Genomic DNA, 24915 nt, shown 5'->3' on the forward strand with positions numbered 1-24915 from the left:
TTCGTAAATTGTTCATATGGGAATCAAAACTGCCCTGATAACAGGAGCCAATGCGGGTATAGGATTGGCCACTGCCAGAGCGTTGGCACAACGTTCGTTTGATCTTGTCTTGCTCTGTCGGAACGAGCAGAAAGGAAAAGAAGCACAGGCCGAAGTTCGTAAAGCGAATCCGGCGGTGCGCGTTGATTTGCTTACGGTCGATCTGGCGAATGCAGAATCGGTACGTCAGACAGCCGAAAAGATCAAACAGGATTACAAGCGGCTCGATGTACTGATCAATAATGCCGGTTACACACCCGCTACCATTGAGTTTACGCCCGATGGTATTGAAAAGTCATTCTACGCCAGCCACATCGGACATTTCGTTCTGACGTATCATCTGCTGGACCTGCTTAAACAAACAGCGTCCGAGACCGGCGACGTGCGCATTATTAGCCTGTCTTCCGGAGCGCATGTGATGGGTCAGAAAGCACGCTTTTTCCGGCATATCGACAACCTGTCGACCTGGAAAGCGTACGGCGACGATAAGCTGGCGAACCTGCTGTTTGCCAGAGCCGCAGCCAAACAATTGACCGGCACGGGTATCACGTCGTATTCGGTCCATCCGGGTGCCGTGCGAACCAACTTTGGCAGTGATACTTCTGGCGTTATCGGGCAGGTATTTCGACTGGCCAGACCGCTTATGCGTACGCCCGAAGAAGGTGCGCAAACGTCCGTTTTTCTAGCGTCGGCACCGCTCAAATTGATCGGGGAGCAAAACAACGGTGCATATTTTGTCGACAGCCAGCCAAAGAAACCAGCTAACCGCGACGTAAACGACCAAAACGCGGACTGGCTGTGGGAGCGTAGTCTGGCATATGTCTAGTGTCTAGTGTAAAGTTGATATAGTGGTGTCGGTTTCTCAAAACCGACACCACTATATCAACTTTACAAAAATGGCTGCAACCAGAGGCTGTAGCCATTTCAAAAACCCACTCTATGAGAAAGTAAAGGCGATTAACGACCACCTAGCGGAATTATATAACCGACGGTGGTTTCGGTGAAAATCGTTTTATAATCGGTGTAAAAGCCTCGCGTGTTGTCTCCCAGTTGATACATACCCCGCACCTCAACCGTTACGTGACCGGGGCCCGCCTTGAGCATCGCGCCAACACCGGCAGCACTACCGTACGAAAAACGCCCGACATTGCTGGGAATCTCCCGCTTAAGACCATTCCAACTAACGCTGGCTAGATAAGCTCCATAAGGACCAACATTGACAAAGAAACGGTTGCCGTCAAACGTTCCCGATGCGATCTTTAAAAATAACGGTACGATGACCTGATCCGACGATGCTTTGACAATGCCAAAGCCTGGATCAACCTTGGCCGTAGAGCGGCTATAATTAATCTCTGGCTGGAAAGACAGTCGGCCTCGTCCAAATTGAAACACCGCACCGCCCACGAAATCGACGGAAGGGTCTGCACCCGTCACGTTGTCCAGGAAAACAGGATACGTGACACCACCACGCACGCCAATCCGGGCGCGTGAATCCTGACTGATCGCTTGTGTTCTGGCGGGTACGCTGCCTGCTGTTTCAGTTGGTCCTGCTATTGGTTCCGACCTCGTTGGACGAACCGGCTCATTGACCGAAGGAGTTGGCGTTGATTCCGTCGTTTTTTTATTGTAACCGTGGTACTGATCGTATAACTCTTGCTGCCGGTTGGGTTTCTTTCCGGGCTGAATCGCTGTATTGAACGTATTGGATCTAGGGACAGTAGTTGATGGGCTTTGTTGAGCCCAGGACATACCTGACGATAGTATTCCAATACTCAGCAGAATCAGCGATTTCATTAGGGGGTTAGTCATTTAAATAAGTTTGTAAGATTAGTCGGTAAGGTACTAAATCCGATAACAACAATGAGGAAACGGTAGGGAGCTTGAGTCTACGGTTGATTTTCTACAAACATTTTCCTGATTCCAGAGTAAGTGAACGTATGGTGGGTGTATAGACGTACGTCGATTGGTATCGGTCACCAGTATAACACGAATCGTCTCACCCGATTATTTGTCCGATTATGAAAACTGAACATCAGCGCACGGCTCTTATTACGGGAGCCAACAAAGGCATTGGAAAAGAGATCGCCTGCCAATTAGGGCAACGTGGTTTTGCCGTTTTTATTGGCGCCCGCGACATAACAAAAGGTCGGGAAGCTGCCGAAGAGTTGTGTCAGCAAGGCTACGAAGCTACGTTTATCCAACTCGATGTAACAGACCCGGTAAGCATCAAAAATGCCTACGGAACCTTTTCTCAGAAAGCGGAACATCTGGACGTATTGATCAACAATGCCGGTATTCTGGAAGATCACGGCGAAGATATTTTAAAGCTGAATCCTGAATTGCTGGATCGTACGCTCAAATCGAATGTCACCGGACCAATTATCGTAACGCAGGATTTTCTGCCCTTTCTGAAAAAGAGCCCTACCGGTGGACGCATCATTAACGTGTCGAGCGGGGCAGGAGCGTTAAATGACATGAGTACCTATGCCCCTGCTTACAGCATATCGAAAACGGCACTGAATGCCGTAACGCGACAATTTGCGGGCGCACTTCGAAGCGAAAATATTGCTGTTAACTGCGTCGATCCGGGTTGGGTGCGTACTGATATGGGAGGATCAGGTGCATCGCGACCCGTCGAGAAGGGTGCTGAAACCATCGTGTGGCTGGCTACTGAAGCTCCGCAGTCAGAAACGGGTAAGTTCTGGCACGACAAACAGGAATGCGCGTGGTAGTATATCTTTCTCAGGGCAGGAAATCAAACATATGTTTGATTTCCTGCCCTGAGAAATGCCTGGAAATCTAGTAATTCAGCGTAATAATGGTTTAGAAATTCTTCGATGCGGCCATTTTTACGGCTTCGTAGGCGTTCAGCAAACCGCCCGTCTTGCTAAGGCTACCGAAGGGAACCGGACGACCCGATCGTCCCGGTTTACGAACCTCTATGTTTGGTTTATAGCTGCTTCTCAGCATGATGTCTTTCACCTGGACAGCTGTCAACTTCGGAAAGTAGGAGCGCAGCAGTGCAGCTACCCCGGCGACATGCGGTGCCGCCATGCTGGTTCCTGAAAAGCTGGCGTATTGATTGTTGGGAACGGTGGAAAGAATATCGGTACCGGGAGCAAACAAATCGACCGTTTGTAGACCGTAATTGGATGAGTAGGCAGCCAGTCCTTCGTTCAGCCGCCATGTGCTATTACCAACAACCAGGACATTCTGGGCGATCTGCCCGTTTTCGTACCGGGCGGATGGGTAAGCCGGGACCGAATCATAATTTTCGCCGTTGTTCCCCGCAGCATGAACAATCAGAACGTCGTGCTCCTCGGCGTATCGAATAGCCGCATCGACCTGCTCTTTGAACGGTGACAGTCGTTTCCCGAAACTCATGTTAATTACTTTAGCCCCGTTCTCGACGGCGTAGCGGATGCCGTTGGCAACATCCTTATCTCGTTCGTCACCGTTGGCCGGAACAACCGCAACGGTCATAATGCGTGCGTTGTCGGCAATCCCATCTATGCCAAGGCCATTGCCTCGTTTGGCCGCGATAATACCCGCCACATGGCTCCCATGAACGGCTAATTGCTGTGACTGGCCTATCTGCAACGTCGGACCGCCGTAGTAACGCTCAGTAGGATCAGCCGGGTTATCGCCGACCGCCTTACGGGGGTTGTAATCAGGATTGTACGCTATATCGGCATCGCTCGCAATTATCCGCCGAAACCGTGTCCAGTTTTTACGAATGAGTTCCGTGTAGGTAGCAAACGAACCATAGGTTGAACGGTAAGCACTCGCCAGCACATCGCGCACAGCAATAGACACGGAATCCTGACCGGGATCAACGCGTCGAATCGCTTGCGGAGTCAGGGCACTATCGGGTAGGAGGGACCCAATTTGCGTCGCTGCCTTCCAGAATTGTGTTGTGTCGGAAAACGCCAGTCGCTTAGAGCGGACGGCCTCGTAGCGTTGTAAAAACTGTTTCTTCGCCGTTTGGTAGGTATCGTATTGGCGTTGTTCGGTAGGGGAAAGCGTGGCTCGGTTGGCTTGGTCGTACTTGTTTTTCAGAAGTACATACGTCTGCGTGATTTCGGGCTGGTCGTACTCGTAGGTCGTTCCGTCCTTGGCACCCATAAAATTCCAGCCGTTCAGATCGTCGGTGTACCCATTTTTGTCATCGTCAATGCTGTTATTAGGCGTCTCTTTCGGGTTTTGCCAGATAACATCCCGTAAATCTTCGTGCGCGATATCGACTCCTGAGTCAATCACACCAACCACCACCGGAACCGATGGCCGACCTTTCAACAGTTCGTAGGCTTTGTACAAACTGATTCCGGCTATTGAATCTGTCGTTGGATCGCGATAAGGCCAATCGTTGGGAGGCTGACGCTGAGCCCGGAGGTCAACCAGATTCAGGATTAGGGCGAAATAGCTAAAACAGGTAACTTTTATAAATAGCGGAGAGCGAAGCGTCTTCATGCATTGAGGCTAGTGTTCCTCTAAAATACGGAAAGACGACCGCTTTTCTTGCGATCAACGATGATTATGAAGCGCGCATTTGCCCTGAATACTACGAAAACATGTCTTTGTGGAAAACAAGGCCGACACCGCGCAGTGTAGTTTTGTTCGTAGCCGGATCAATGACAGTACAGGTAATTTCGGCGGTGTGCCGCTTTGTGTCAATGGCTTTGCATTCGAAACGAGCTTCGTATTCAACGTCAGGATACATCGGTCTGACGAACTCAAGCATCTGTGACAAGTGAACACCCCCCGAGCCACCGAAGTCCCGACCAAAGACCTTGGCGAAAACGCTGGCACTTAACATACCGTGCATGATTGGTCGCTTAAAAGGCGTAGTAGCCGCAAACTCAGCGTCAATATGCAACGGGTTATCATCGCCGGTTAGTGTGGCAAAGACCTGAACTTGCTGTTGGGTGAACAAATACCGATGGTGATGTGTATCGCCAATTTTCATGTGGAAAGGAACTGGGTTAGATAACGCGTTTGCCAACGTATCGGTAGATTACAGACGAACTGGTAACGCTTCTCTCTTGTAACAAAAAGGCTCTCCAAACGTTTGGAGAGCCTTTTGAAAATTAGCAATCGTTGAAATTAATAACCCGGATTCTGTTGCTGAGCCAGCGTTGGGTTTGTTGAGACCTCAGAAGTCGGGATTGGCCATAGGAAACGGTAATCGTTATACGGAATAGCCGCAACAATTCCCGTAATCATGGGCCGCGTGGTCAGATCATAGCTGGTTGCTTTGACTTGCGAAACCTCAACTTTGGCAGGAATGCCATTTGTCGAGTATTTGGTATCCAGCGATAAGCGGTGAATATCACCCCAGCGACGACCTTCGCCCGTGAATTCGATGCGCCGTTCGTTCAGAATAGCCTGAACCAGATCGGCGGGTGCTGCTGTAAACCGTTCAGCTGTTGGAACCGAGCGATTACGAACGGCATTCAGCAACAGGAAGCCCTGATTCGCATTCGTACCCTGACGAGCGTATGCTTCAGCTACGTTCAATAGTACTTCGGCATACCGCAGAACGGGAGCCCAGTCGGCGCGGGTCGTGTACTGGCGGTATTTGTAGTTAAAGTAGAACGGATAGCTACCAGTTGACTGCTTGATCTGCAACAGCGTCCGGCGTGTGTCGCCCGTCACCCAGAAGGGAGCGTTGTACAGGTTTGGGCTCGTCGCTACCAGATCACGGCCACCCAACGAGGTAGGACCAAACATGCCAGGCAACGCACCATTGGTACCACCGTTCGAAAGCGCGCTGTTGGCAACCGAAAACACGGACTCTGCATTGTTGCTGTAGCTGGTGAAAGGAACATCCGGGCTTGCTTCAAGCTTGTAGCTGCCAATAGGGCTGGTAAACGTTCCGCTCGTAGCTGCTGTGCCTAACTTGGCTCCCTCGCTGATCACACCCGCCCAATCCTGCATGTGCAGTTTGATACGCGTTTTAAGCGCAATAGCCGCGCCCGACGTTGCCCGAGAAATGGACGTAGCAACAGCCGCACGCGATGCGGGCAGGTTTGTTTCAGCAAAATCAAGGTCAGCCAGGATTTTAGCGTACGTTTCTGCTACGGTACCCCGTCCCAACGCAATGCCTTGCTGCACTGATGGAATCGAGTTGATCGGATTCTCCCGGTAAGGTACACCCGGTTTCGAACCGTTACCATCCGCGTAAGGGCGGCAGAAATGAAGCAGCAGCTCGTGGTGAGACAGTGCGCGTAAGAAGCGTCCTTCTGCTTCGTACTGGAGGGCCGCCGTTGGCGTAAGCACTCCGCCGGTTCCAGCCCGCTTAACCCCGTCGATCAACACGTTCGTTTGGTTGATCAACGCGTACAGCTGCTCCCACATGTTCACGTTGTTGGCCGATGTGGTCGTGTACGTCGCCCGGTACGTGATATCGTAGAACGCTTGCAGGTTGACCATGTCTTCGCCACGCATCTCGCCCTGTTGAATGGCCGCTGAGCCAAACGGGTAACCCCGGCCTGCCGCTCCATTGTAAAGACCGACGGCAGCCGCCTGGTACACGCCGTTCGCTACCAGCTCAATACTGTTCGTTGACGTGAACGCCGTCGTTTCCGACAACGAAGCCAGCGGATTAAGCTCGGTAAAGTTTTTGCAGGAAGAAACCAGCAGCAGTGTACCCATAAGCGTACCGGCCGTTAATTTCCCCAGTTTCAAAGGTGTTGTTATGAATTTCTTCATTGATTGATAGCTGTCAATTAAAAGTTCAGATTGAGACCAACCGTGTACGTACGAGGAACCGGGTTTGTACGGTTGTCTAAGCCTGGCTGAGCGTTAGCGGCCAGGTTCGTCGTTGTAATGCCGTTCAGCTCAGGGTCGAGGCCTTTGTATTTGGTGAATACGTGGGCGTTCTGAATCTGTGCGTAAATTCGGAATGTGTTCGCTCTGATCTTGTTACGAATACCAGTTGGCAGGGTGTATCCTACGCTGATGTTTTGTACCCGAAGGAACGAGCCATCTTCCAGGAAGCGGCTGTTCAGGTTACCGGTTTGCAGAACGTTGGCATCCGAGTTGAAGTACAGACGAGGAACATCCGTAACCTGACCTTCACCAGTCCAGCGGTTCAGCAGTTCGCGACCAGCGTTAGCAAAAACCTGGTTGTTCAACTGCTCCTGCCGGGTGATGTTGTAAATTTTGTTGCCACCCGCAAACGTCAGGAACAGCGTTGCATCGAAATTCTTGTAGTTGAAGCTGTTGTTAAAGCCACCATACCACGTTGGGTTACCAACGCCCAGAATTTTCTTGTCACTCGCTGTCAGCGCATTTGCTGCGGTTGCTACGTTGCTTGGGTTTGCCGGATCGTAAGTAGCCCACAGGAAGTTGTTGGTCGCCGTAGTTGTCTTACCGATCAGGTATTGCACCTGAGAACCGTCTGCTTTTTCAAAGATTGGGTTACCGTTCGATGCGTTTACACCGCGGCTAACATAACCCCAGAACGCACCAATCGACTCGCCTTCGCGCAGAATGTTGTACGGAGACGTTGGCGATGGAATGATATCGGTGCCGTTGACCAGTTGTAAAATCTTGTTTTTCACGAACGTCAGGTTGAAGTTCGTGCGCCACGAGAAGTTATTTTTCTGGAAGTTAACCGTGCTCAACGAAAACTCAACCCCCTGGTTGTACATCTTACCAATGTTCTGGGCAATCGAGTTAATGTTGGCCCCTGGTCCTGGAACACCCAGCGACGGAGCCGTTGGCGCTTGCAGAATCAGGTTATCGATGTTATTACGGAAATACTCAGCCGTAAAGCTAATCCGGTTCGAGAAGAACGAAGCGTCTACGCCAAGGTTCAGCTTGTTACTCGTTTCGAATTTCAGGTTGTTGTTACCCACCTGATTGAAGCGAATACCACTTACATCACCGTATTGGGTTGCTGCGAAGATACCGGCGTAAGGATAGTTACCGATTTCAACGTTACCAACCTGCGCATAACCACCACGCAGTTTCAATTCGCTCAGGAAGGTAGCCGATTTCAGGAAGCTTTCCTCCGACAAACGCCAGCCGACCGATACACCCGGCAGCAGGGCACCCTGGTTACCGATTGGCAGCGACGAAATCTTATCCTGACGAAGCGTAGCGGTGATTAGATACCGGTCGCCGTACGAGTAGTTGGCCCGACCGAAAACCGATTCGAAGGCGCGCTGACTCGCTGAACCATAGATCTGCTGGTTTGTCAATGATCCGGTAATGATGTTGCCATTAACACCGAAGTACTTGTCTGATATGCTGTAGCCGTACGACTCAAACCACCGGAAGTTCGTCTTCTGCAATTCGAAACCGACTACGGCACCAATCTTGTGCTGGCCCATTGTACGGTTGTAGCTCAACGTATTCTGCCAGTTGTACCGGAACTGCGGCTGGTACGTTTGGTCTACTGACCCTTTGATCGAAAAGCCATCGCCATGATCGGGGTTGAGGTAAACAAAATCTTCGTTGCTCAGGTAGTTGATCCCGATTTGCGACCGGGCGTTCAGGCCTTTAACAATCTCGACATCAATGTACGCATTACCCGTCAAGTTCAGGTTCTGGTTTCTATAGATGTTGTTGTCCAGAATGAACTGCTGGTTGGTGTAGTTACCGTAAAGCGCACGGGTGTTAGCACCACGACCCAGGCTTTGACCTTCGATGTTGTAGGTACCATCTGGATACTTAACCGGAACGTTCGGGAACGCGTAAATGGCACCCGCTACGTTACCCGACAAGGCGTTTGTGCCTTGGTTTAAGCCTGTGTTCGTCGTGTGCGTAGCAAAAATGTTGGTACCAAACGTGACCTTATCGTTGAACGCTTTCTGATCAAGCCGGGCACGAGCGCTGTATTTTTTCTGATTGTTACCAACAATGTTACCTTCCAGATTGGCGTATCCAAGCGAGAAGTAGTAGTTGGTTTGATCCGTACCACCGCTAAACGACAGAGAGTGGTTTTGCTGGAAACCGCTCCGCAGAATGACATCCTGCCAATCCGTGTTGTAATTCTGGCCCGTTGCGGTGTTAGACGTTGGGAACGCATTAGCGGCCAGGCCAGCGTTCGTCAGTTTTTCGTTCGCAATCGTAACAAACTCATCGGCGTTCAGCAGATCGAACCGTTTTGCTGGCTGCGCAACGGCAAACCAGCCGTCGTACGAAACCCGTGGTGCTCCTTTTTTACCCCGCTTGGTTGTGATCAGGATAACCCCGTTGGCTGCCCGCGAACCATAGATAGCCGTTGCCGATCCATCTTTCAACACTTCAACGCTTTCAATATCGTTTGGGTTGATATCGCCAAGTGGGTTATACGGGTTGCTGGTCGATGCGCCCTGGTTACCCGTGATGTACGGAACACCATCAACTACATACAAAGGATCTGCTCCGTTCGAGATCGAGTTTGTGCCGCGAATACGAACCGTAGCCGCCTGACCCAATACACCACCCGGTACAGATGCCTGAACACCCGCCACCTGACCTTGCAGGTACTTGTCAAAGCTAGGTACGGCAATGTTTTTAACACCATCACCTTTAATCGTACCGACCGATCCTGTTACGTCACGGCGTTGCTGCGTACCATACCCTGTTACGACAACTTCGCTTAATTGCTGTGAGTCGCCCGAAAGCTTTACGTTAATCGTTGAGCGGCTACCAATGGCCGTTTCCTGAGAAGTGTAACCGATGAAACTAAATACCAGGGTTCCGTTGGCAGAAGCGTTCAGGCGGTAATTACCTTGAGCATCCGTCGTTGTACCGCGTTGCGTACCTTTTAACTGTACTGTCACACCTGGTAGAGGAGAGTCATCATCTGATGAAGTGACGCGACCGCTAACCGCTACATCCTGTGCCAATACTGGCAAACAGAAAAGTAGTGAAAGCAGCCAGCTTCCCAATAAAATTTTGCGCATAAAATAGTGTGAGTTAAAAACTTATTAAATTCCCGAAAACGGGAATACAAAGTTAGTATATGGAGAACTAAGTTGGTTATCTAGAATAAATATTTTTGTAATATTCCAATAAAGCGCGCTTGAAGCTATCTTCCTACAGACTGAAACGAAAAAAATGGCTGGTAATTAGCTAGATGAGTAGAAAAACAAACCAAAGTGCATTTAACGCGATTATGCGCAGGTGCGTTACGTTGACAAGGCTTCTAACATTGTTGCCTAGAAAGCGTAGAGATAACAGCGATGAATAACGCACGTATAGTGAAGAATTAGAATTATCGCTGATAAGGTGTTATAAGTCAGTTTGTTAATTTGTAACGTGACTATCAGAAGTTATTACTTAGAAAGCCATTTGGCGATAATTAGCCAATGTCTAATCAAGAACAATATTGACCTTTGAGTATATATAGCTATGTCACGTATTAAATTTCTATAAAATTTAATCAAATATTTATTTTGAATATAATGTAAAAATCAAAATATAATATTTGTAATAACAGATAATACGTATAATATTTTAAAAGTATTTAATATGCATGCATAACAACTGTTAATAGGTTGAATTGTATTTTTTCTATATATGACTCTTTTGGGTATGGTATTTATAACTACTCCTTTTGCTCGTTTTTGTTTGATCGAATGAATTGTACAAGTAGACAACATGGCGTCAAATTTATCGTGATACCATTATTTTGGAAGTAAAAAAGCAGCCTGATTGATCAGGCTGCTTTTTTACTTCCAAAATAATGAGGCTAATTATTGTCTGAACGAGAAACCAAGCCGTTTGTAATTTTGGCTAGGCTTGAAATCGGTGCTCGTGCTGTCGATCACGAAAACAACGTTGCCTACAGGTGCCGTCGTGCTAGTCGCTCGGCCTACCGTTAGTGTCAATGAACCGAAGCTGTCTCCTTTGGGGATGGTCACATTACCACCATTAGTGATTGTGTAACTGCTTGCCGAGGCTGTTGTACCATTGGGATCGACAAACACCCGTACCGTCATATCGGCCGAACGCTGAGCGCCAACCAGGTTCAACTGTGCCACTCGGGTAGCGCCACCCGTAACGCTGTTTGGCAGGCTGATGATCGGGTACGTTCTGCCGACTGCGTTTGTCGTGAGTACTGCGTCGTTGAATTCAATCAAGGTCTGACTATCAAAAACCTTGTCAAGACTATTGTCACAAGCGGCTATTCCTAACGTTAGTAGCAAAGCCGGAAAGACATATTTTAGTTTTTTCATGAATCTAGATGTTAAGTGAACCGGTACCAGCTTACTGGTACCGGTTGTGACGACTAGTATCCGAAATTCTGCCGAATGTTTCTGTTCGTCGATACTTCATTGACCGGAATGTTGGCCAGAATACGGTAATCGTTATACGGAAGACCACCACCTTGTGCTGTCGCTTTAACAACATCCTGCCCACGACGCTTCAGATCGAACCAGCGGTGTCCTTCAAACGCATATTCTAACCGCCGTTGACGTAGAATCTCGCTTAGGAGAGCATCTCCGGTCAAGCCCGTGCGAGCCGATAGACCCCGGTTCGTACGCATTGTGTTCAAATCCGTTAAGGCGTCGGCGGTGTTACCCAGCATGAAATTGGCTTCCGCGCGGTTCAGATAGGCTTCCGAAATTCGAAGGATAGGGACGTTGTCCAGGTTGATTGTCCCGTTTTTCCCCAAGAATTTGGTGCATTCGACGAACGCTGTGCCGCGACCGGTTGTGCCAAGTTCGTAAAGCTGCGAGCGTACATCAGCTGGCTGACCGCTGGTAGCTGTTTCAGAGCGAAGATCCGTCAGAAACGCCGTTGTTGGAACAAGGTCACCAAAGCCACCCGTTGTGCTCCGGTCGCCAGAGCGCACCAGCGTAGTATAGGTGGTCTGTAGTGATAGGTTTACCCCGATGTTTTCCGAAAGAGCAGTAAACTGCAATTCGAAGACTGACTCAGGGTTCCTGGGGGCGCGCCATCCGGCAACGTAGCTCGTTGCATCAAGCAGCTTTACGGAACCGCCAATAGCATCGGTGGCGTACTTGACCGCGTTCGCGTAATCTTTGTTATACAGCGCAACGCGAGACAGCAATTCCTGAGCAGCGGCTAAGTTGCCGTAAGCAGGAACGCTGGCGCTATTCGACGCATTGCGGCCAAACAGGTTGATCGCCGTTTGCAGATCGCTATAAATCTGTTTGTATACGTCGGCGATTGAGGCACGGGCCGGGAAAGCAATCTGGTCCTGGTTGTTGACACCGTTAAGAACGATGGGTACGCCACCCCGGCTTTGCTGCGCGATCTCAACGCCCGGATCATACGCGTATATCCGCATCAAATCGTGGTACAGCAGGCCACGTAAAAAATAGCACTGGCCCATGATCGAGTTCCGACGGTTGGTGTCGGTCAGCGTCGTCACTTTGGGTGTCGCTTCCAGCAACAGATTCGCCTGGTTAATGGCGAAATAAGCCGATTGCCAGGTGCCTGTCGTCTGAGCGGTCCCGAAGGTGTTCTGAGCTACGTTTCTAGCCTCACTGTTCAGACGCCCTGATTTGTTTGTTGCCTGTGCGTTGTCGGCCAGCGCTTCTGCTACGGCTAGCATGTCTCTACCGTAAAGAGATACGTTCTGCATCCGGTCGTAGATGCCGTTCAACGTAGCATCGATACCTTCAACCGTTGTGAGTGCGGTCGATAAATCGGCATTCGACCGGGGTTCTACTTCGAGCAGACTGTTACACGACGCTAGTGCCAAAACAGCGCCAACGAACAAGCCACCAGTCAGCGTATTTATGGAAATTCGCATGGATTACTAAGTCCTTTGATTGATGAATTAAAATGTCAGATTGATACCGGCTGTGTAAGACCGCGAGTTGGGTACTACTCCGCTGCTACCAGCACCCAGATCGATAAACTCAGGATCGTAGCTGGTCCACCGGGTCCATGTGATCAGGTTCTGCGCTTGCAGATAGATACGGGCATTCGAGGTGCCGATTTTCTTGCCAAGCACCGACGGAATGTTGTAGCTTAGCGTCAACTGCTTCAAACGCAGGTAAGAAGCGTCTTCAATCGTACGCGAGCCGCTCAGACCATTGGTTCCCCGTGTTTCGACGTTGCCATTGATGGGACGTGGTACGTCGGTAATATCACCCGCTTTCTGCCAGCGACGTTCGTAAACCGACCGGAGTGCGTTGAAATCGCGTCCCGCCAATTCAGCCAAGAATGACGTTTGGCCGTTAGGCGACCGCCGACCGTAGTCGTACTGGAAGAATACGTCCAACGACAACCCTTTATAAGTGAACGTATTGATAAATCCTCCGTAGAATTTAGGCAACTGAGTTCCTAAATAGCGCTGATCGCGTGGGCTAACCGGGGTATACGTAATGTTTCCGGCGTAGTCGTAGAACATCGCCCGGCCCGTTGCTGGGTTTACACCCGCATACTCAAATGTGTACTGTGGCAGCAAGGGGCGTCCCTGGATAGCCGTGCGGGTTACACCGTAGTAATCCACGTAGTTGATCGTAATCGCACTATCCGGATTTTGTAGCGGAGTGATGCCATCGATCAGCTTCGTCACTTTGTTGTTAATGAACGTAATGTTGAACGATGTTTTCCACTTAAGGTCACCGGCTTGCAGGTTTACCGTGTTCAGTTCTATCTCAAGACCCCGGTTTTGTACAGATCCAGCGTTCCGTGAAATGCTTGAATAACCCGTTGTGTAAGGCAGGTTCACGGCCAGCAGCAGATCACGGCTGGTGCGGTTGAACACGTCGACCGATCCGTTGATCCGGTTGTTGAAAAAGCCAAAGTCAACGCCAAGGTTGGTCGTCACGTTTGTTTCCCATTTCAAGCCGGGGTTGCTCAGTTGTGTTGGGGCAAAACCAGCCGATCCGTTGTAATCATACCCTGGGCTTACCAAACCCAGCGATGGGAAGTTGCTCAGGCCAAAAAGCGTTCCGATCTGGTCGTTTCCGGTTGTACCGTACGACGCACGAAGCTTCAGCTCGCTCAATACGCGGTTTCCTTTCAGGAAGGCTTCTTCAGAAACCAGCCAGGCTCCCGATACCGACGGGAAAAAGCCGTATCGGTTGTCGGCTCCAAAGCGGCTCGAACCATCGATACGGGCGATCAGGCTAAGGTCGTATTTTTTGTTGTAGTTGTATTTGAGGTTACCAAATGCCGATGCTTTGGTGTAACCCGTCCAGCCACCACCAATCGATTGCGGTAAAGCCGCTGCACTACCGTACCGGAAGTCGGGAGTTGGTACGTTCGTGATGTTTGAAGCGGTAAAGTCGTTTACATCCGAGCGGTACTCGACGCCTAACAGGCCACTCACATCATGCGCACCCCCAAAGGTTTTTGCGTAGTTAACCGTCAAGTTGGTCAGGAAGTTGACGTTCTGGTTGAACTGGTCCTGTAACCGTCCCCGAACGACGTAAGCATCTCCTGTACGCGGATCAGCGAAGTACCGTCCTTTGATGGCCCGGTAGTCCAGGCTGACAAAGGGACGGATGCTCAGACCGTCGAAAGGTTTGTAATTAAGCGACAAGCCCCCAACGAACTGGTTGATCACCGACCGAATGTCGTTCAGGGTAGACACCTGAATGATGTTTTGGTTCAGCGCACCGGGCGTACCACCCTGGTCTGGCGTACCGTAGAATGAACCGTCAGGATTGTAAATAGGGACACTTGGAATCATCAGCGACGAAGAGAAGGCCGACGAACCCAGGAAGGTACCACCATTGGGCGAACCTTGCTGGCCATGCGCCGTGATCGTGCTAAGTTTCAGCGACTCTTCGAGGCTCAGTTTGCTGCTGATGCTGTGCGTTAAGGTTGTATTGAGCGTGCCCCGCTTAAAATCGACGTTAAGCAAATTGGCATTCTGCGTATAATACGAACCCGATATAAAGAATTTCGTTTTATCATTGCCTCCGTTCAGGCTCAACTCATAGTTGTTGGTGTTCCCTGTCCGGTAAGCCTCTTTCTGCCAGTCGTACGTGGGTAAAGCCGCAATCTCGGCATCCGTAAGGGTTGTCGGCTGACGAATGGTGTTCAGTACCGACGTGCGGGCTGCTTCGGCCGTCTGACCACCGTTGATACGGGCCTGCGTCCGTAACGCGATCCACTCCTGCGTGTTGAGAACGTCGAGCCGTTTTACCGGCTCATTGATACCCGTGTAATAGTTAAGCGAGATCTGCGTTTTGCCCGATTTTCCGCGCTTGGTCGTTACCAGTACGACACCGTTTGCCGCCTGCGACCCATAGATAGAAGCCGCAGCCGCATCTTTCAGGATTTCGATGCTCTCGATATCGTTTGGGTTCAGGAACGCCAGTGGGTTCGATGAGGTAAAGCTCGCGTTGTTGGTTGCGTTCAACTGAACACCATCGACCACGTAGAGCGGATCTGAACCCGCCGAAATCGACCCTACTCCCCGGACCCGTACCTGGATGGCACCACCCGGTACACCATTGGCGGAGGTAATCTGTACACCAGCGGCACGTCCGGCCAGGGCTTTGTCAAAACTACCTACGGGCAAGTTCTGGATCGCACTCCCGTTTACCTTTGAACTGGCACCCGTAAACTCGCGCCGATTGACGGTTCCACCGTAGCCGGTTACGACCACTTCCGTGAGTTCATTCGAGCTATTTTCCAGCTGAACGTTCACTGTCGAGCGGTTGCCTATGGCTACTTCCTGGCTGGTAAACCCAATGAAACTAAATACCAGTCGGCCATTGGCGGGTGCACTCAACCGGTAGTTGCCCGTTGCGTCGGTTGTCGTGCCTCGTGAAGTTCCTTTTACCTGAACGCTTACACCGGGTAGGGCAGCGCCGTCGTCTGATGAAGTGATACGACCACTCACCGCTATATCTTGCGCCAAAACCGGCAAACAGGATAATAGCAAGAGCAGTAAACTTCCCGTTAGAAGTCCTCTCATAAAAGTTGAAAAGCTGAAATGTTTTATAAAGATTAAAACAGGGTTACAAAAATAACTGGTAAATGTTTTAGTACAATATATTCTATGGAAATAGTGTAACTTGCTTTTTAAGTATGAACAATCGTTAAAATTGTATAATTTGATGAGCAACTATAAACTGTATGGGGCTGTGCTGGTCATGGCGGGTTTGGCAACGCAATCAACATTCGGTCAGGGATCGACGCTGACCGCCCGAATGGACAAAACGGCTGAAGGACTCGAAAAAAAAGTAGTCGCCTGGCGTCGGGACTTCCACCAGCACCCTGAACTAGGTAACCGCGAATTTCAGACGGCTTCCAAAATTGCCGCTCATCTCCAATCGCTTGGCATCGAAGTAAAGACTGGCGTTGGTAAAACGGGGGTGGTTGGTTTGCTCAAAGGAGGAAAGCCCGGTCCGGTTGTTGCCCTGCGTGCTGACATGGATGGGTTACCCGTAACCGAGCGGGTAGATTTACCGTTCAAATCCGAGGCCCATACTGAGTATAATGGACAGCAAACCGGTATCATGCACGCCTGCGGACACGATACGCACGTGGCTATGCTGATGGGGGCCGCCGAGGTATTGGCGTCCGTTAAAAACGAGCTGAAAGGAACGGTCAAATTTATCTTTCAACCGGCCGAAGAAGGAGCACCAACCGGCGAAGAAGGCGGGGCTTACCTGATGGTGAAGGAAGGCGTACTCGAAAACCCAAAAGTGGATGCCATTTTTGGATTACACATTAACTCGCAAACCGAAGTTGGCACGATCAAGTACCGGCCAGGAGCGACGATGGCCGCTGTCGATTCGTACGCGATCAAGATCAAGGGTAAACAAACCCACGGCGCATCACCCTGGTCGGGCGTTGACCCAATTGTTACATCGGCGCAGGTTGTCATGGGCCTGCAAACCATCGTCAGCCGAAATTTACCGTTAACCGAAAATGCCGCTGTCGTGACGGTCGGAGCTATTCACGGCGGTATTCGTCAGAATATCATTCCGGAAGAGGTAAACATGATTGGTACGATTCGGTCGCTGGACAACGAAATGCAGAAAACGATCCATCGCCGGATCAATGAAATTGCTACTAATATTGCCGAGAGCGCTGGTGCTAAAGCCGACGTGAAGATCGACGTAATGTACCCCGTAACGTATAACGACCCCAAGCTGACCGATCAGATGGTGCCAACGCTCGAAGCCCTGGCCGGTAAAAACAACATTAAGCTGACTCCCGCTCAGACCGGGGCCGAAGATTTTTCGTTTTACCAGCAGAAGATACCCGGTTTCTTTTACTTCCTGGGCGGCATGACGAAAGGTAAAAAAGTTGAAGAAGCGGCCCCGCACCATACCCCCGATTTTCAAATTGACGAAAATTGCTTTGTACTGGGTATGAAATCACTTTGCCACCTTACTGTCGATTACATGGAACAGTCAGGCAAGGGCAAAGGCATTGCCGTTAGCGGTAAATAAAGATTCTTAGATTCAGAAGCCCAATGTACACGGAAGCGCGCACCTGTGCATTGGGCTTTTCAGGCACCTTCCCGCTTGCGCAGTATCCGGGAAAGCAGGTTGGGTAGAAACCGTTTCAGGTAAATGCCGTAAATCTCCGTACCGCCAATGTAAACTTCCTCTTTCGCGTTGGCAACGGCCTTCAATAAACGTTGGGCAAAGACATCGACAGCCATGCCCTGTTCCTGATTCGTATCCATCTTGTTGTGTACCTGTCCGTCGGCACCCAGCGCATGAAGTGAGATGGGGGTCCTGATATAACCCGGACAGACCAGCGTTACGCGCAAACCGGCATCGTAGGTCTCGGCCCGAAGCGCATCAAAGAAGCCGTGCAAGGCGTGTTTACTGGCACAATAGCCCGAACGTTGCTTTGTGCCCAGTTTTCCCGCCACACTGCTGGTAACCACAAAATGGCCGCTTCCCTGAGCGAGCATCAGAGGCAACACTGCTTTCGTCAGCGCAACAACGCCAAAGAAGTTCACGTCCATCAGTCGCTGATAAACGGAAAAATCGGTGTCTACTACCGTGCTGCGCTGGGTAATTCCCGCATTCTGAAAAACGTAATCGATCCGGCCAAAGCGTTGACGCACCGCTTCGACATGCGTGGGCAAGCTCTTCACATCCGTCATATCCATGGGCAGCACCAGTACGTCCGTTTCAGGAAGGTTTAGTTGAGCGGCTACCCGCTGTAGTTCGTCTATCCGCCGGGCCGACAGGATCAGCTTGGGATTCTGTTTGGCTAATTCAATAGCAACCGCTTCGCCGATGCCTGACGACGCGCCTGTAATCCAAATCACTTTCTGAGAAAATACAGCCATAGCATTGCAAGGAGAGACCGGACGGGCGCAGTATTCCGGTAATTTATTGATTAGTAAACGTTATTTTGATAAATGTTTCTTTATTTTTGGTTTCCTCCAAACCAAAGACGACACAGGCTAATGCGTACCGTCAATTTGCTTTATCGGTGTCTGAATCCCTTTTATATTTTCTCTGGCAATATCAGTATTTTACGACAAAGGACCTGGTAACGACCGATGGTGAACCGGTGCAGGTAGTACACCCCGGCTTCCGTAATCTGGATTCGGGTCCTGATTTTTTCAACGCGCGGCTATTGATCAATCACGTTGAATGGGTCGGAACGGTTGAGATGCATATCCGTACATCGGATTGGCTCGCTCATCGGCATCAGGACGACCGGGCATACGATAACGTTATTCTACACGTGGTTTGGCAGGATGATCAGATCTCAACGGGGCGTCGCGTTGACCGCGCTAACGGAACCCCGCTGCCTACGCTTGAGTTTGCTCCCCTTATCGACGCGACCTACCTTGATCGGTATAAACTGCTAACGGAATCGGTTGATGTCATCCCCTGCGCCGGGCAGTTTCGGTCCGTGCAACCGCTACGCATTACATCCATGCTGGACAAAACAATGCTGCAACGGCTGGAACGAAAAGCGGCTGGTGTTCGGGCTGTGTTCGAGCAAACGAACGGGGATTGGGAAGAAACGGCCTACCGCCTACTGGCAATCAACATGGGCTTTAAAATCAACGCGGAGCCGATGGCTCAACTCAGCCGGGCTGTACCGTTGAAAGCGTTGCTAAAACACCGTGATGTGTTGGTTCAGGCCGAAGCCATGCTGTTTGGTACGGCGGGATTGCTCAACGACGCTGATACACCAGACGACTATCAAACGATGCTTCAGCGGGAATACCGTTTCCTGGCCGCCAAATACAGCCTTGCAGACAAACAGGTTGCTACCCACGCCTGGAAGTGGGGACGATTGCGACCAGCTAATTTTCCTACGTTACGATTGGCGCAGCTGGCGCGTCTGGTGACGCATCACGCCAGTTTATTTTCCTTATTTGCCGGTACCAGCGATGCGTCGCTTTTGATGAAGTCGCTTCAACTTACACCGTCCGACTACTGGCATTCGCATTATCGCTTCGGGAAGGCAACGGAGAAAACCGTACCAGCAATAGGGGTGACCTCCGCCACAACGATTGTGATCAATACCGTGGTGCCGTTGCTGGCGGCTTATGCGCATCATCGTGGTCAATCGACTTTCTTGGATCGGGCCATTGACCTATTGGAGCAGTTACCGTCAGAAAAAAACCGTCTGACCGACGGTTGGGAGGAATTAGGACTTAGTATGCGCACGGCTTTTGACTCACAAGCGGCTATTGAACTGCACAATGAGTTCTGTACCACCAAAAAGTGCCTCAGCTGTCAGATCGGCGCATGGCTGGTACGCGGTTAAGGTTTTTTTGACAGGATTAACAAGATTAACAGGATGATCTGTAAAGAAAATATCTTGTCAATTCTGTTAATCCTGTCTATAAAAAAAACAGCGGTAAAGGTTGTTTTGACAGGCTTAACAGGATGATCTGTAAAGAAAACATCCTGTTAAGCCTGTCTGTAAAAAATCTACGTGACGATCATGTCCTGTTTGGTCGAATCCCAGGTTACGCGTTTACCCGTGTGCAGCGCCGTGGTCGCCATGATGTTCGCTACTGAGTGATTGAAGCCGACGCGTGCGGGTGCATTGGGCTCTTTGCGGCTCCGTACGCATTCCATCCAGTTCAGCATGTGCAACGAGGTCATCGGATCGCCACCTGTATTCGCCGATGTTTCCATCTTGGCGGCATTGCCAAGTGACATTTCGGGCAGCAGATTCGCCTGCATGTTCATATCTTTGGCGTACTTGGCTTCGAGACCACCATCCGGCGAAATCTTGTTCGTGTCGAGGTTGATCATACCACCGTTCGAGTAGTAGTACTCCTTAACCCCGCCCGCTTCGTTGTTCATTCGGGATGAATAAAGCACCTGAAATCCTTTGGTTTTGTCGTTGTCTGGGCCGTAATCGAACACCGCCGTGAACGTATCGGCGTTGGTGCGGCCATCTTTCCACGAATAAATGCCACCATTGGCGACTACCGACCGGGGATGATCTAATCCGCTGAACCAGTGTACTGTATCAATCTGGTGCGACATCCACTGTCCCGGAATCCCCGACGAGTAGGGGTAGAACAAGCGGAACTCAAGGTATTTGCGCGGGTCCCAGGCCGTTTTGGGACGATTCAACTGGAAGCGGTCCCAGTCGGTGTCTTCCTTCCGGATCTCGGAGACCAGTTTAGGCCGACGCCAGCGACCCGGCTGGTTTACGTTCCAGGTCATTTCAACCATGGTTATGTCGCCAAACTTGCCGGATCTGATAAAGTCGTTGGCAGAGTGGTAGTTCGGCGCTGAACGACGCTGGGAGCCGACCTGGACAATTTTCTTCGTGCTTTCAACGGCTTTCAGCGCTTTACGCGCATCTTCCAGCGATTCGGCAAAGGGCTTTTCACAGTAAACGTCGCGACCTGCTTCGACGGCGGCTGCACAATGCAGAGCGTGCTGAAAATCGGCGGTTGAAATAATAACCGCATCGACATCTTTGCGGTCAAGGAGTTCGTCGTTGTTGCGGGCTTTGAAAAATGTACTATCATTTAAGCCTTTGCCTTTCAGGTATTGTTCCGCTTCGTCGCGACGGCGGTTCCAGATATCCGATACACCAACAAAGGCAAAATTCTGTTTTTGCGCGTGTTCGGCAAAGGCGGGAGCGAGCGATTGCCGAAAGCGATCGGAGAAACCGATAATACCAACCCGAACGCGGTCGTTTGAACCAAGAATACGGGCGTAACTACCCGCCGAGAAACTCATACCGAGTCCGGCCAGGGCAGATTTTTTGATGAACTCACGACGGTTTTCCATATTATGGAGGAGGTAAGGGGCTGATAAATAGACGGTAGATAACAAACAAAGACAAAAGACGGGTTTGTCTAATGGCTATTGTTGCGAGTCTTTTTTAAAGAGTCTTGATTTTAATGTTGCGGTAAGAAACCTTATTGCCGTGATCCTGCAATAGGATATGTCCTTTCGGTGCTTCGCCAAACCGACCATTGGTATTGTAGTCCGGTGCTTTGTACTTACTCATCGCTACCAGTTCGCGGAATTGTTCGCTGCCGCGCTCATACTCAACAACTTTCTTGCCATTGAGCCAATGCTCTACGTGCTTGCCTTTGGCGATAACCCGTCCCGTGTTCCAGTCACCGATTGGGTTTGCCTGTTTGTCTTTGGCCGGAATCAAATCGTACAACGAACCAACCGTGCGGTTCCCATTGCGTCCGAGTTTCGCATCCGGGTGTTTATCATCATCAAGCACCTGAAACTCCAGGCCAAATGCCGATCCTTTCGGCTTCGGATAATTCTCGACCACGTAATACTTGACACCACTGTTGGCTCCTTCAGTTAGTTTGAAGTCGAACATTAAGTCGAAATCGCCGTACTCGCCGGTTGACACAATGTCGCCAAAGCTTTGTGATTCGGAGCCGTCGGATTGCTGAATAGTTAACAAACCATCCGAAACGTTCCAGCCTTTTTCGGGAAACTTGTCTTTGTAAACACCACGCCAGCCGTTCGTCGTTTTACCGTCGAAAAGCAGTTTCCAGCCTTCCTTCTTTTCTTTGTCGGTCAGCGTATTCGGCGTTTGGGGCTTCTCGGCGGCCATCAGGCTAACGAGCAGTAAAGCAGAAATAAGGAATTGTTTCATGCTGTTTTAGAATCAGTACTTTTTCGCGTCGGTTGTATAAAAAAACACTACACTATCCGTCGTTACAACGGATAGTGTAGTGTTTTCGTGATGTACTCCTTGTTAATACTAGCGCACTGAGCGGGCGTTTTGTCAGTTTCCGGAACACCGTCCAGTTCAATGACTCCCCAGCCTTTGAAGTTAATCTCGTCCAGCGCTTTGAATACCGCCGGGACATCGACGTTACCACGGCCCAACTCAACGAATTTGTAGGCTTTCGGATCGTCGGGCTTATCGGGACGGGGCGACAGCGTGTCTTTGAGGTGCAGGGCGTGAATAATGTCTTTGTACTGTTTAACCGCTTTTTCGGGTTGTCCACCGCCTTGTTTGTAGTGGGCAATGTCGAGCAGCAGTTTACAGTATTTCGGGTTCATCGCCTGCACGATCACATCGACTTCTTCGGGTGTCTCCCCGAGTTGGTGCATGTGGTTGTGGTACGTTGCCTGAACGCCCATGTCGGCGGTTTGCTTGCCAATCTCGTTCATGACAGCCGCGAGTCGCTTAAGTTCTTCCGTCGTCGGCTGGCGGTCCTTCGGGCGAAGGGTATTGGTCATCTGAAACGCAGAGCCGCCGAGTGCTTTGACAAAGCTGGCGTGAGCCACGTGCATATCAATGGTACTTTGTTCCTTCGCCGGATCGATCTCAACGTTACCGCTCGAAAACATCGCCAGCGTCAGCCGATTCTTGTCGAGCAGCGCTTTTAGTTCGGAAGGCTTGGCGCGGTACGTGCCAAAAACATTGGCCCGCAGCTGAATGCCTTTATAACCTAGCGCCGACAGATCCTGAATGGCCTGAAGCGTCTGCGCGTCGGTGTTGCCCCAGGTGATGGCGGAGTAAGCAATCTTAAGCCCTAGCTTTTCAGGATGTGCTGATTGCGCGAAAAGCCGGGTTGTACCCGTGGCAAGTGCCATTGCCGATAGGCCGGCGGTGGTGAGAAACTGCCGTCTGTTTACAGTCTCCTGCATACGTAGAAAGGATAGTCCGTATTGACCGGTGCGTGAAATTAAATCGTTTTCTGTTCCTGAATAAGGGCAGTCGCGCGTTGTTCTACTGATAAAATCAGCTAAAAGCGCGAAAAGGCGGGTGATAGAGCTGCTTTTCGCGCTTTTAGCTGATTCGTTTTGCCGATTAATAACCAGGATTCTGTGCGAAGCCCGGACTACCATCCGCATTCTTTTCGGTACGGTCAATCTGCGTCTGTGGAATAGGTCGCAGGTTGTGGATGTCCCGGACGTTAGGAGCTGCCTGAGGATTGTACAGCTTAACCCGCTCAACCAGATTGCCCCAGCGTTTTAGATCCATCCACCGCGTTTGCTCGCCGAGCAATTCCCGGCCTCGCTCCTGATAGATCATTTCCATGTCCATTTGCGCCGAGGTTATTTCCATGGCCGTCTCTTTGCCCGGCCAGGCCGCCCGGCGACGAACCACGTTGATAGCCGTAGTAGCCTCCGTGGTTTTGCCTTGCTTCAATTGCGCTTCGGCCAGGATCAGATACGTTTCCGCGAGCCGGAACGCCAGATAATCGCGGCTGCCTTGTTCGTAGGTCCGGTCGGGACGGAGGGGATCAAAGAATTTTTGCAGTGTTGGGAACAAGGCTTCGTTGTAAGCACTCGGTACAAGTACCTGATAAGGTTTTGCGGCCCGCTGTGCCAACGTCCATTCAACACCCGGAATGTAAATAGCCGTGTCACCGGCTTTAAACGTAACGGTCTTTTTCGAGTTGTCGAAGGCCGTGTTGTAGGTACCGGGATTGTTACTCAACCAGGTATCTCTAAACGTTTTCTTGTAGCGGGAATCATTGACCCGATCTTTGAAAACCGTCTCTAAGCAGTAAGCAGTCGGGCGCAGGCGTTTGAATGGGCGTCCGTAAAAAATATCCCGAACCATACCGGCCTGCACGTCGTACTGCATCCCGAAAAACAAGTGCAGGTTATTACCGCCGGTGTTACCTCCCGAATTGGCGACTGGAGGAGTGGAGGCATTGGTCAGCGGGTCCGACGTGTATTGAACGGCAAAGATGACCTCGTCGCTAATCTCCCCGGCACCCTGCGCAAATACGTTGGCAAAGTCAGACACTAATTTAAACCCGTAGTTATTGATCACATTGGTGGCATACGTAGCTGCTTTCGCGTAATCATCAGCTGCTTTGGCCGACGAGGTCGCTTTGGTCAGGTACACACGAGCCAGCAGGTGTTCGGCAGCTGCTTTGGTAGCGCGACCATAATCCGCCGATCTGATCTTAGGGTCTAAATCCGGTGCCGCCGATTCGAGATCAGACAGGATCGCCTTGTAAACATCGGCTTCGGTAGCCCGGCTGGTTTTTTTGGTAGGGGCCAGGGTTTCCGTTAAGCGCAGGTCAACACCACCCCACTGCTGTAAAAGAATAAAGTAGTAGTGCGCACGCAGAAATTTTGCTTCGGCCACCCGGAGTTTTTTCACTGCGTCCGAAACGGTAGCTGTCGGAGCCCGTTCGATCACCGAATTGCAGGTATTGATACCCCGGTACAATTCCTCCCAAACGTTTTGCAGAAAATCCACGAAGCTATTGAGCTGGGTATCGTAGAAATGAAAGCCTTTGTACCCCCCGTCGGCCCCCGTTGCGTACAGATCGGTACCGTACTCGGTCATGGTCAGGCCCTGCTGCGTACCGTAAAAGCTCCGTAAAGGCGCGTAGGATGCCCTGACGGCATCTTCAAAGCCCTTCGGGGTATTCACGTAATCGTTACCAATACTGGAAATTACTTTTTCATCCAGTATATCCTTGCAGGCCTGACCACTCAGCAGGAGTGTTGCCAGCCCGAGGATACGGAATGATTTTGCGGAAAGTATCGACTTCATTATTGTAGAATCTAAAGGTTTTATGAGCCTATA

17 protein-coding genes are annotated in these 24915 nt (G+C 50.6%); 4 read left to right on the forward strand and 13 right to left on the reverse strand.

Going from position 1 to position 24915, the window contains the following annotated elements; genetic code table 11:
• Positions 1-16 precede the first annotated feature (16 nt).
• Positions 17-865: an SDR family oxidoreductase gene (locus LQ777_RS05500; RefSeq protein ID WP_232561517.1), complete on the forward strand. Its 849-nt coding sequence runs from the start codon at positions 17-19 to the stop codon at positions 863-865.
• Positions 866-996: 131 nt separating this feature from the next.
• Here the strand turns inward: LQ777_RS05500 and LQ777_RS05505 are convergent, their stop codons facing one another.
• Positions 997-1848 (reverse strand): porin family protein, encoded by an 852-nt coding sequence (locus LQ777_RS05505; protein ID WP_232561518.1) that lies wholly within the window; start codon positions 1846-1848, stop codon positions 997-999.
• A gap of 209 nt (positions 1849-2057) precedes the next feature.
• Between LQ777_RS05505 and LQ777_RS05510 the strand changes: the two genes are divergently transcribed.
• On the forward strand, positions 2058-2771 hold the full coding sequence (locus LQ777_RS05510) for an SDR family oxidoreductase (RefSeq protein WP_232561519.1): 714 nt from the start codon (positions 2058-2060) through the stop codon (positions 2769-2771).
• A 91-nt stretch (positions 2772-2862) separates the two neighbouring features.
• Here the strand turns inward: LQ777_RS05510 and LQ777_RS05515 are convergent, their stop codons facing one another.
• The 7 genes from LQ777_RS05515 to LQ777_RS05545 all read right to left on the reverse strand — a co-directional run bounded on the left by LQ777_RS05515 (position 2863) and on the right by LQ777_RS05545 (position 15889).
• Positions 2863-4509: a S8 family peptidase gene (locus LQ777_RS05515; protein WP_232561520.1), complete on the reverse strand. Its 1647-nt coding sequence runs from the start codon at positions 4507-4509 to the stop codon at positions 2863-2865.
• A gap of 91 nt (positions 4510-4600) precedes the next feature.
• Positions 4601-5005, reverse strand: a complete 405-nt coding sequence (locus LQ777_RS05520) for a MaoC family dehydratase (protein ID WP_232561521.1) — start codon at positions 5003-5005, stop codon at positions 4601-4603.
• A 137-nt stretch (positions 5006-5142) separates the two neighbouring features.
• Positions 5143-6750 carry a RagB/SusD family nutrient uptake outer membrane protein gene (locus LQ777_RS05525; RefSeq protein ID WP_232561522.1) on the reverse strand — a complete coding sequence of 536 codons (1608 nt, stop codon included), beginning with the start codon at positions 6748-6750 and terminating at the stop codon, positions 5143-5145.
• Positions 6751-6767: 17 nt separating this feature from the next.
• Entirely contained in the window at positions 6768-9938 is a 3171-nt protein-coding gene (locus tag LQ777_RS05530; protein ID WP_232561523.1) for a SusC/RagA family TonB-linked outer membrane protein, read from the reverse strand.
• A gap of 792 nt (positions 9939-10730) precedes the next feature.
• A complete protein-coding gene (locus tag LQ777_RS05535) occupies positions 10731-11213 on the reverse strand; it encodes a hypothetical protein (RefSeq protein ID WP_232561524.1) in 483 nt (160 codons plus the stop codon).
• Between the two features lie 53 nt (positions 11214-11266).
• A complete protein-coding gene (locus LQ777_RS05540; RefSeq protein WP_232561525.1) occupies positions 11267-12760 on the reverse strand; it encodes a RagB/SusD family nutrient uptake outer membrane protein in 1494 nt (497 codons plus the stop codon).
• A 27-nt stretch (positions 12761-12787) separates the two neighbouring features.
• Positions 12788-15889 carry a SusC/RagA family TonB-linked outer membrane protein gene (locus LQ777_RS05545; RefSeq protein ID WP_232561526.1) on the reverse strand — a complete coding sequence of 1034 codons (3102 nt, stop codon included), beginning with the start codon at positions 15887-15889 and terminating at the stop codon, positions 12788-12790.
• Positions 15890-16067: 178 nt separating this feature from the next.
• Here LQ777_RS05545 and LQ777_RS05550 point away from each other — a divergent pair, with 178 nt between their 5' ends.
• Positions 16068-17375 carry an amidohydrolase gene (locus tag LQ777_RS05550; protein ID WP_232562805.1) on the forward strand — a complete coding sequence of 436 codons (1308 nt, stop codon included), beginning with the start codon at positions 16068-16070 and terminating at the stop codon, positions 17373-17375.
• 59 nt (positions 17376-17434) lie between these two features.
• Here LQ777_RS05550 and LQ777_RS05555 read toward each other — a convergent pair whose 3' ends face one another.
• The gene (locus LQ777_RS05555) at positions 17435-18232 is read right to left on the reverse strand and encodes an SDR family oxidoreductase (protein ID WP_232561527.1); all 798 of its coding nucleotides are present in this window, start codon (positions 18230-18232) and stop codon (positions 17435-17437) included.
• A gap of 146 nt (positions 18233-18378) precedes the next feature.
• Here LQ777_RS05555 and LQ777_RS05560 point away from each other — a divergent pair, with 146 nt between their 5' ends.
• Positions 18379-19674, forward strand: a complete 1296-nt coding sequence (locus LQ777_RS05560; protein ID WP_232561528.1) for a DUF2851 family protein — start codon at positions 18379-18381, stop codon at positions 19672-19674.
• Between the two features lie 167 nt (positions 19675-19841).
• Here the strand turns inward: LQ777_RS05560 and LQ777_RS05565 are convergent, their stop codons facing one another.
• The 4 genes from LQ777_RS05565 to LQ777_RS05580 form a co-directional block, all read right to left on the reverse strand.
• Positions 19842-21167 (reverse strand): Gfo/Idh/MocA family protein, encoded by a 1326-nt coding sequence (locus tag LQ777_RS05565; protein WP_232561529.1) that lies wholly within the window; start codon positions 21165-21167, stop codon positions 19842-19844.
• A 94-nt stretch (positions 21168-21261) separates the two neighbouring features.
• A complete protein-coding gene (locus LQ777_RS05570) occupies positions 21262-22005 on the reverse strand; it encodes a 3-keto-disaccharide hydrolase (RefSeq protein WP_232561530.1) in 744 nt (247 codons plus the stop codon).
• Positions 22006-22067: 62 nt separating this feature from the next.
• Positions 22068-23009, reverse strand: coding sequence for a sugar phosphate isomerase/epimerase family protein (locus LQ777_RS05575; protein ID WP_232561531.1), 942 nt, complete (start codon positions 23007-23009; stop codon positions 22068-22070).
• A gap of 163 nt (positions 23010-23172) precedes the next feature.
• The gene (locus LQ777_RS05580) at positions 23173-24882 is read right to left on the reverse strand and encodes a RagB/SusD family nutrient uptake outer membrane protein (protein ID WP_232561532.1); all 1710 of its coding nucleotides are present in this window, start codon (positions 24880-24882) and stop codon (positions 23173-23175) included.
• Positions 24883-24915 lie beyond the last annotated feature (33 nt).

The sequence above is a fragment of the Spirosoma oryzicola genome, from assembly GCF_021233055.1.
In the GTDB taxonomy this organism is placed as follows: domain Bacteria; phylum Bacteroidota; class Bacteroidia; order Cytophagales; family Spirosomataceae; genus Spirosoma; species Spirosoma oryzicola.

Coding starts and splice junctions, on each gene's coding strand:
- LQ777_RS05500 (WP_232561517.1), top strand. CDS start 17: ATGGGAATCAAAACTGCCCTGATAACAGGAGCCAATGCGGGTATAGGA.
- LQ777_RS05505 (WP_232561518.1), bottom strand. CDS start 1,848: ATGACTAACCCCCTAATGAAATCGCTGATTCTGCTGAGTATTGGAATA.
- LQ777_RS05510 (WP_232561519.1), top strand. CDS start 2,058: ATGAAAACTGAACATCAGCGCACGGCTCTTATTACGGGAGCCAACAAA.
- LQ777_RS05515 (WP_232561520.1), bottom strand. CDS start 4,509: ATGAAGACGCTTCGCTCTCCGCTATTTATAAAAGTTACCTGTTTTAGC.
- LQ777_RS05520 (WP_232561521.1), bottom strand. CDS start 5,005: ATGAAAATTGGCGATACACATCACCATCGGTATTTGTTCACCCAACAG.
- LQ777_RS05525 (WP_232561522.1), bottom strand. CDS start 6,750: ATGAAGAAATTCATAACAACACCTTTGAAACTGGGGAAATTAACGGCC.
- LQ777_RS05530 (WP_232561523.1), bottom strand. CDS start 9,938: ATGCGCAAAATTTTATTGGGAAGCTGGCTGCTTTCACTACTTTTCTGT.
- LQ777_RS05535 (WP_232561524.1), bottom strand. CDS start 11,213: ATGAAAAAACTAAAATATGTCTTTCCGGCTTTGCTACTAACGTTAGGA.
- LQ777_RS05540 (WP_232561525.1), bottom strand. CDS start 12,760: ATGCGAATTTCCATAAATACGCTGACTGGTGGCTTGTTCGTTGGCGCT.
- LQ777_RS05545 (WP_232561526.1), bottom strand. CDS start 15,889: ATGAGAGGACTTCTAACGGGAAGTTTACTGCTCTTGCTATTATCCTGT.
- LQ777_RS05550 (WP_232562805.1), top strand. CDS start 16,068: ATGGCGGGTTTGGCAACGCAATCAACATTCGGTCAGGGATCGACGCTG.
- LQ777_RS05555 (WP_232561527.1), bottom strand. CDS start 18,232: ATGGCTGTATTTTCTCAGAAAGTGATTTGGATTACAGGCGCGTCGTCA.
- LQ777_RS05565 (WP_232561529.1), bottom strand. CDS start 21,167: ATGGAAAACCGTCGTGAGTTCATCAAAAAATCTGCCCTGGCCGGACTC.
- LQ777_RS05570 (WP_232561530.1), bottom strand. CDS start 22,005: ATGAAACAATTCCTTATTTCTGCTTTACTGCTCGTTAGCCTGATGGCC.
- LQ777_RS05575 (WP_232561531.1), bottom strand. CDS start 23,009: ATGCAGGAGACTGTAAACAGACGGCAGTTTCTCACCACCGCCGGCCTA.
- LQ777_RS05580 (WP_232561532.1), bottom strand. CDS start 24,882: ATGAAGTCGATACTTTCCGCAAAATCATTCCGTATCCTCGGGCTGGCA.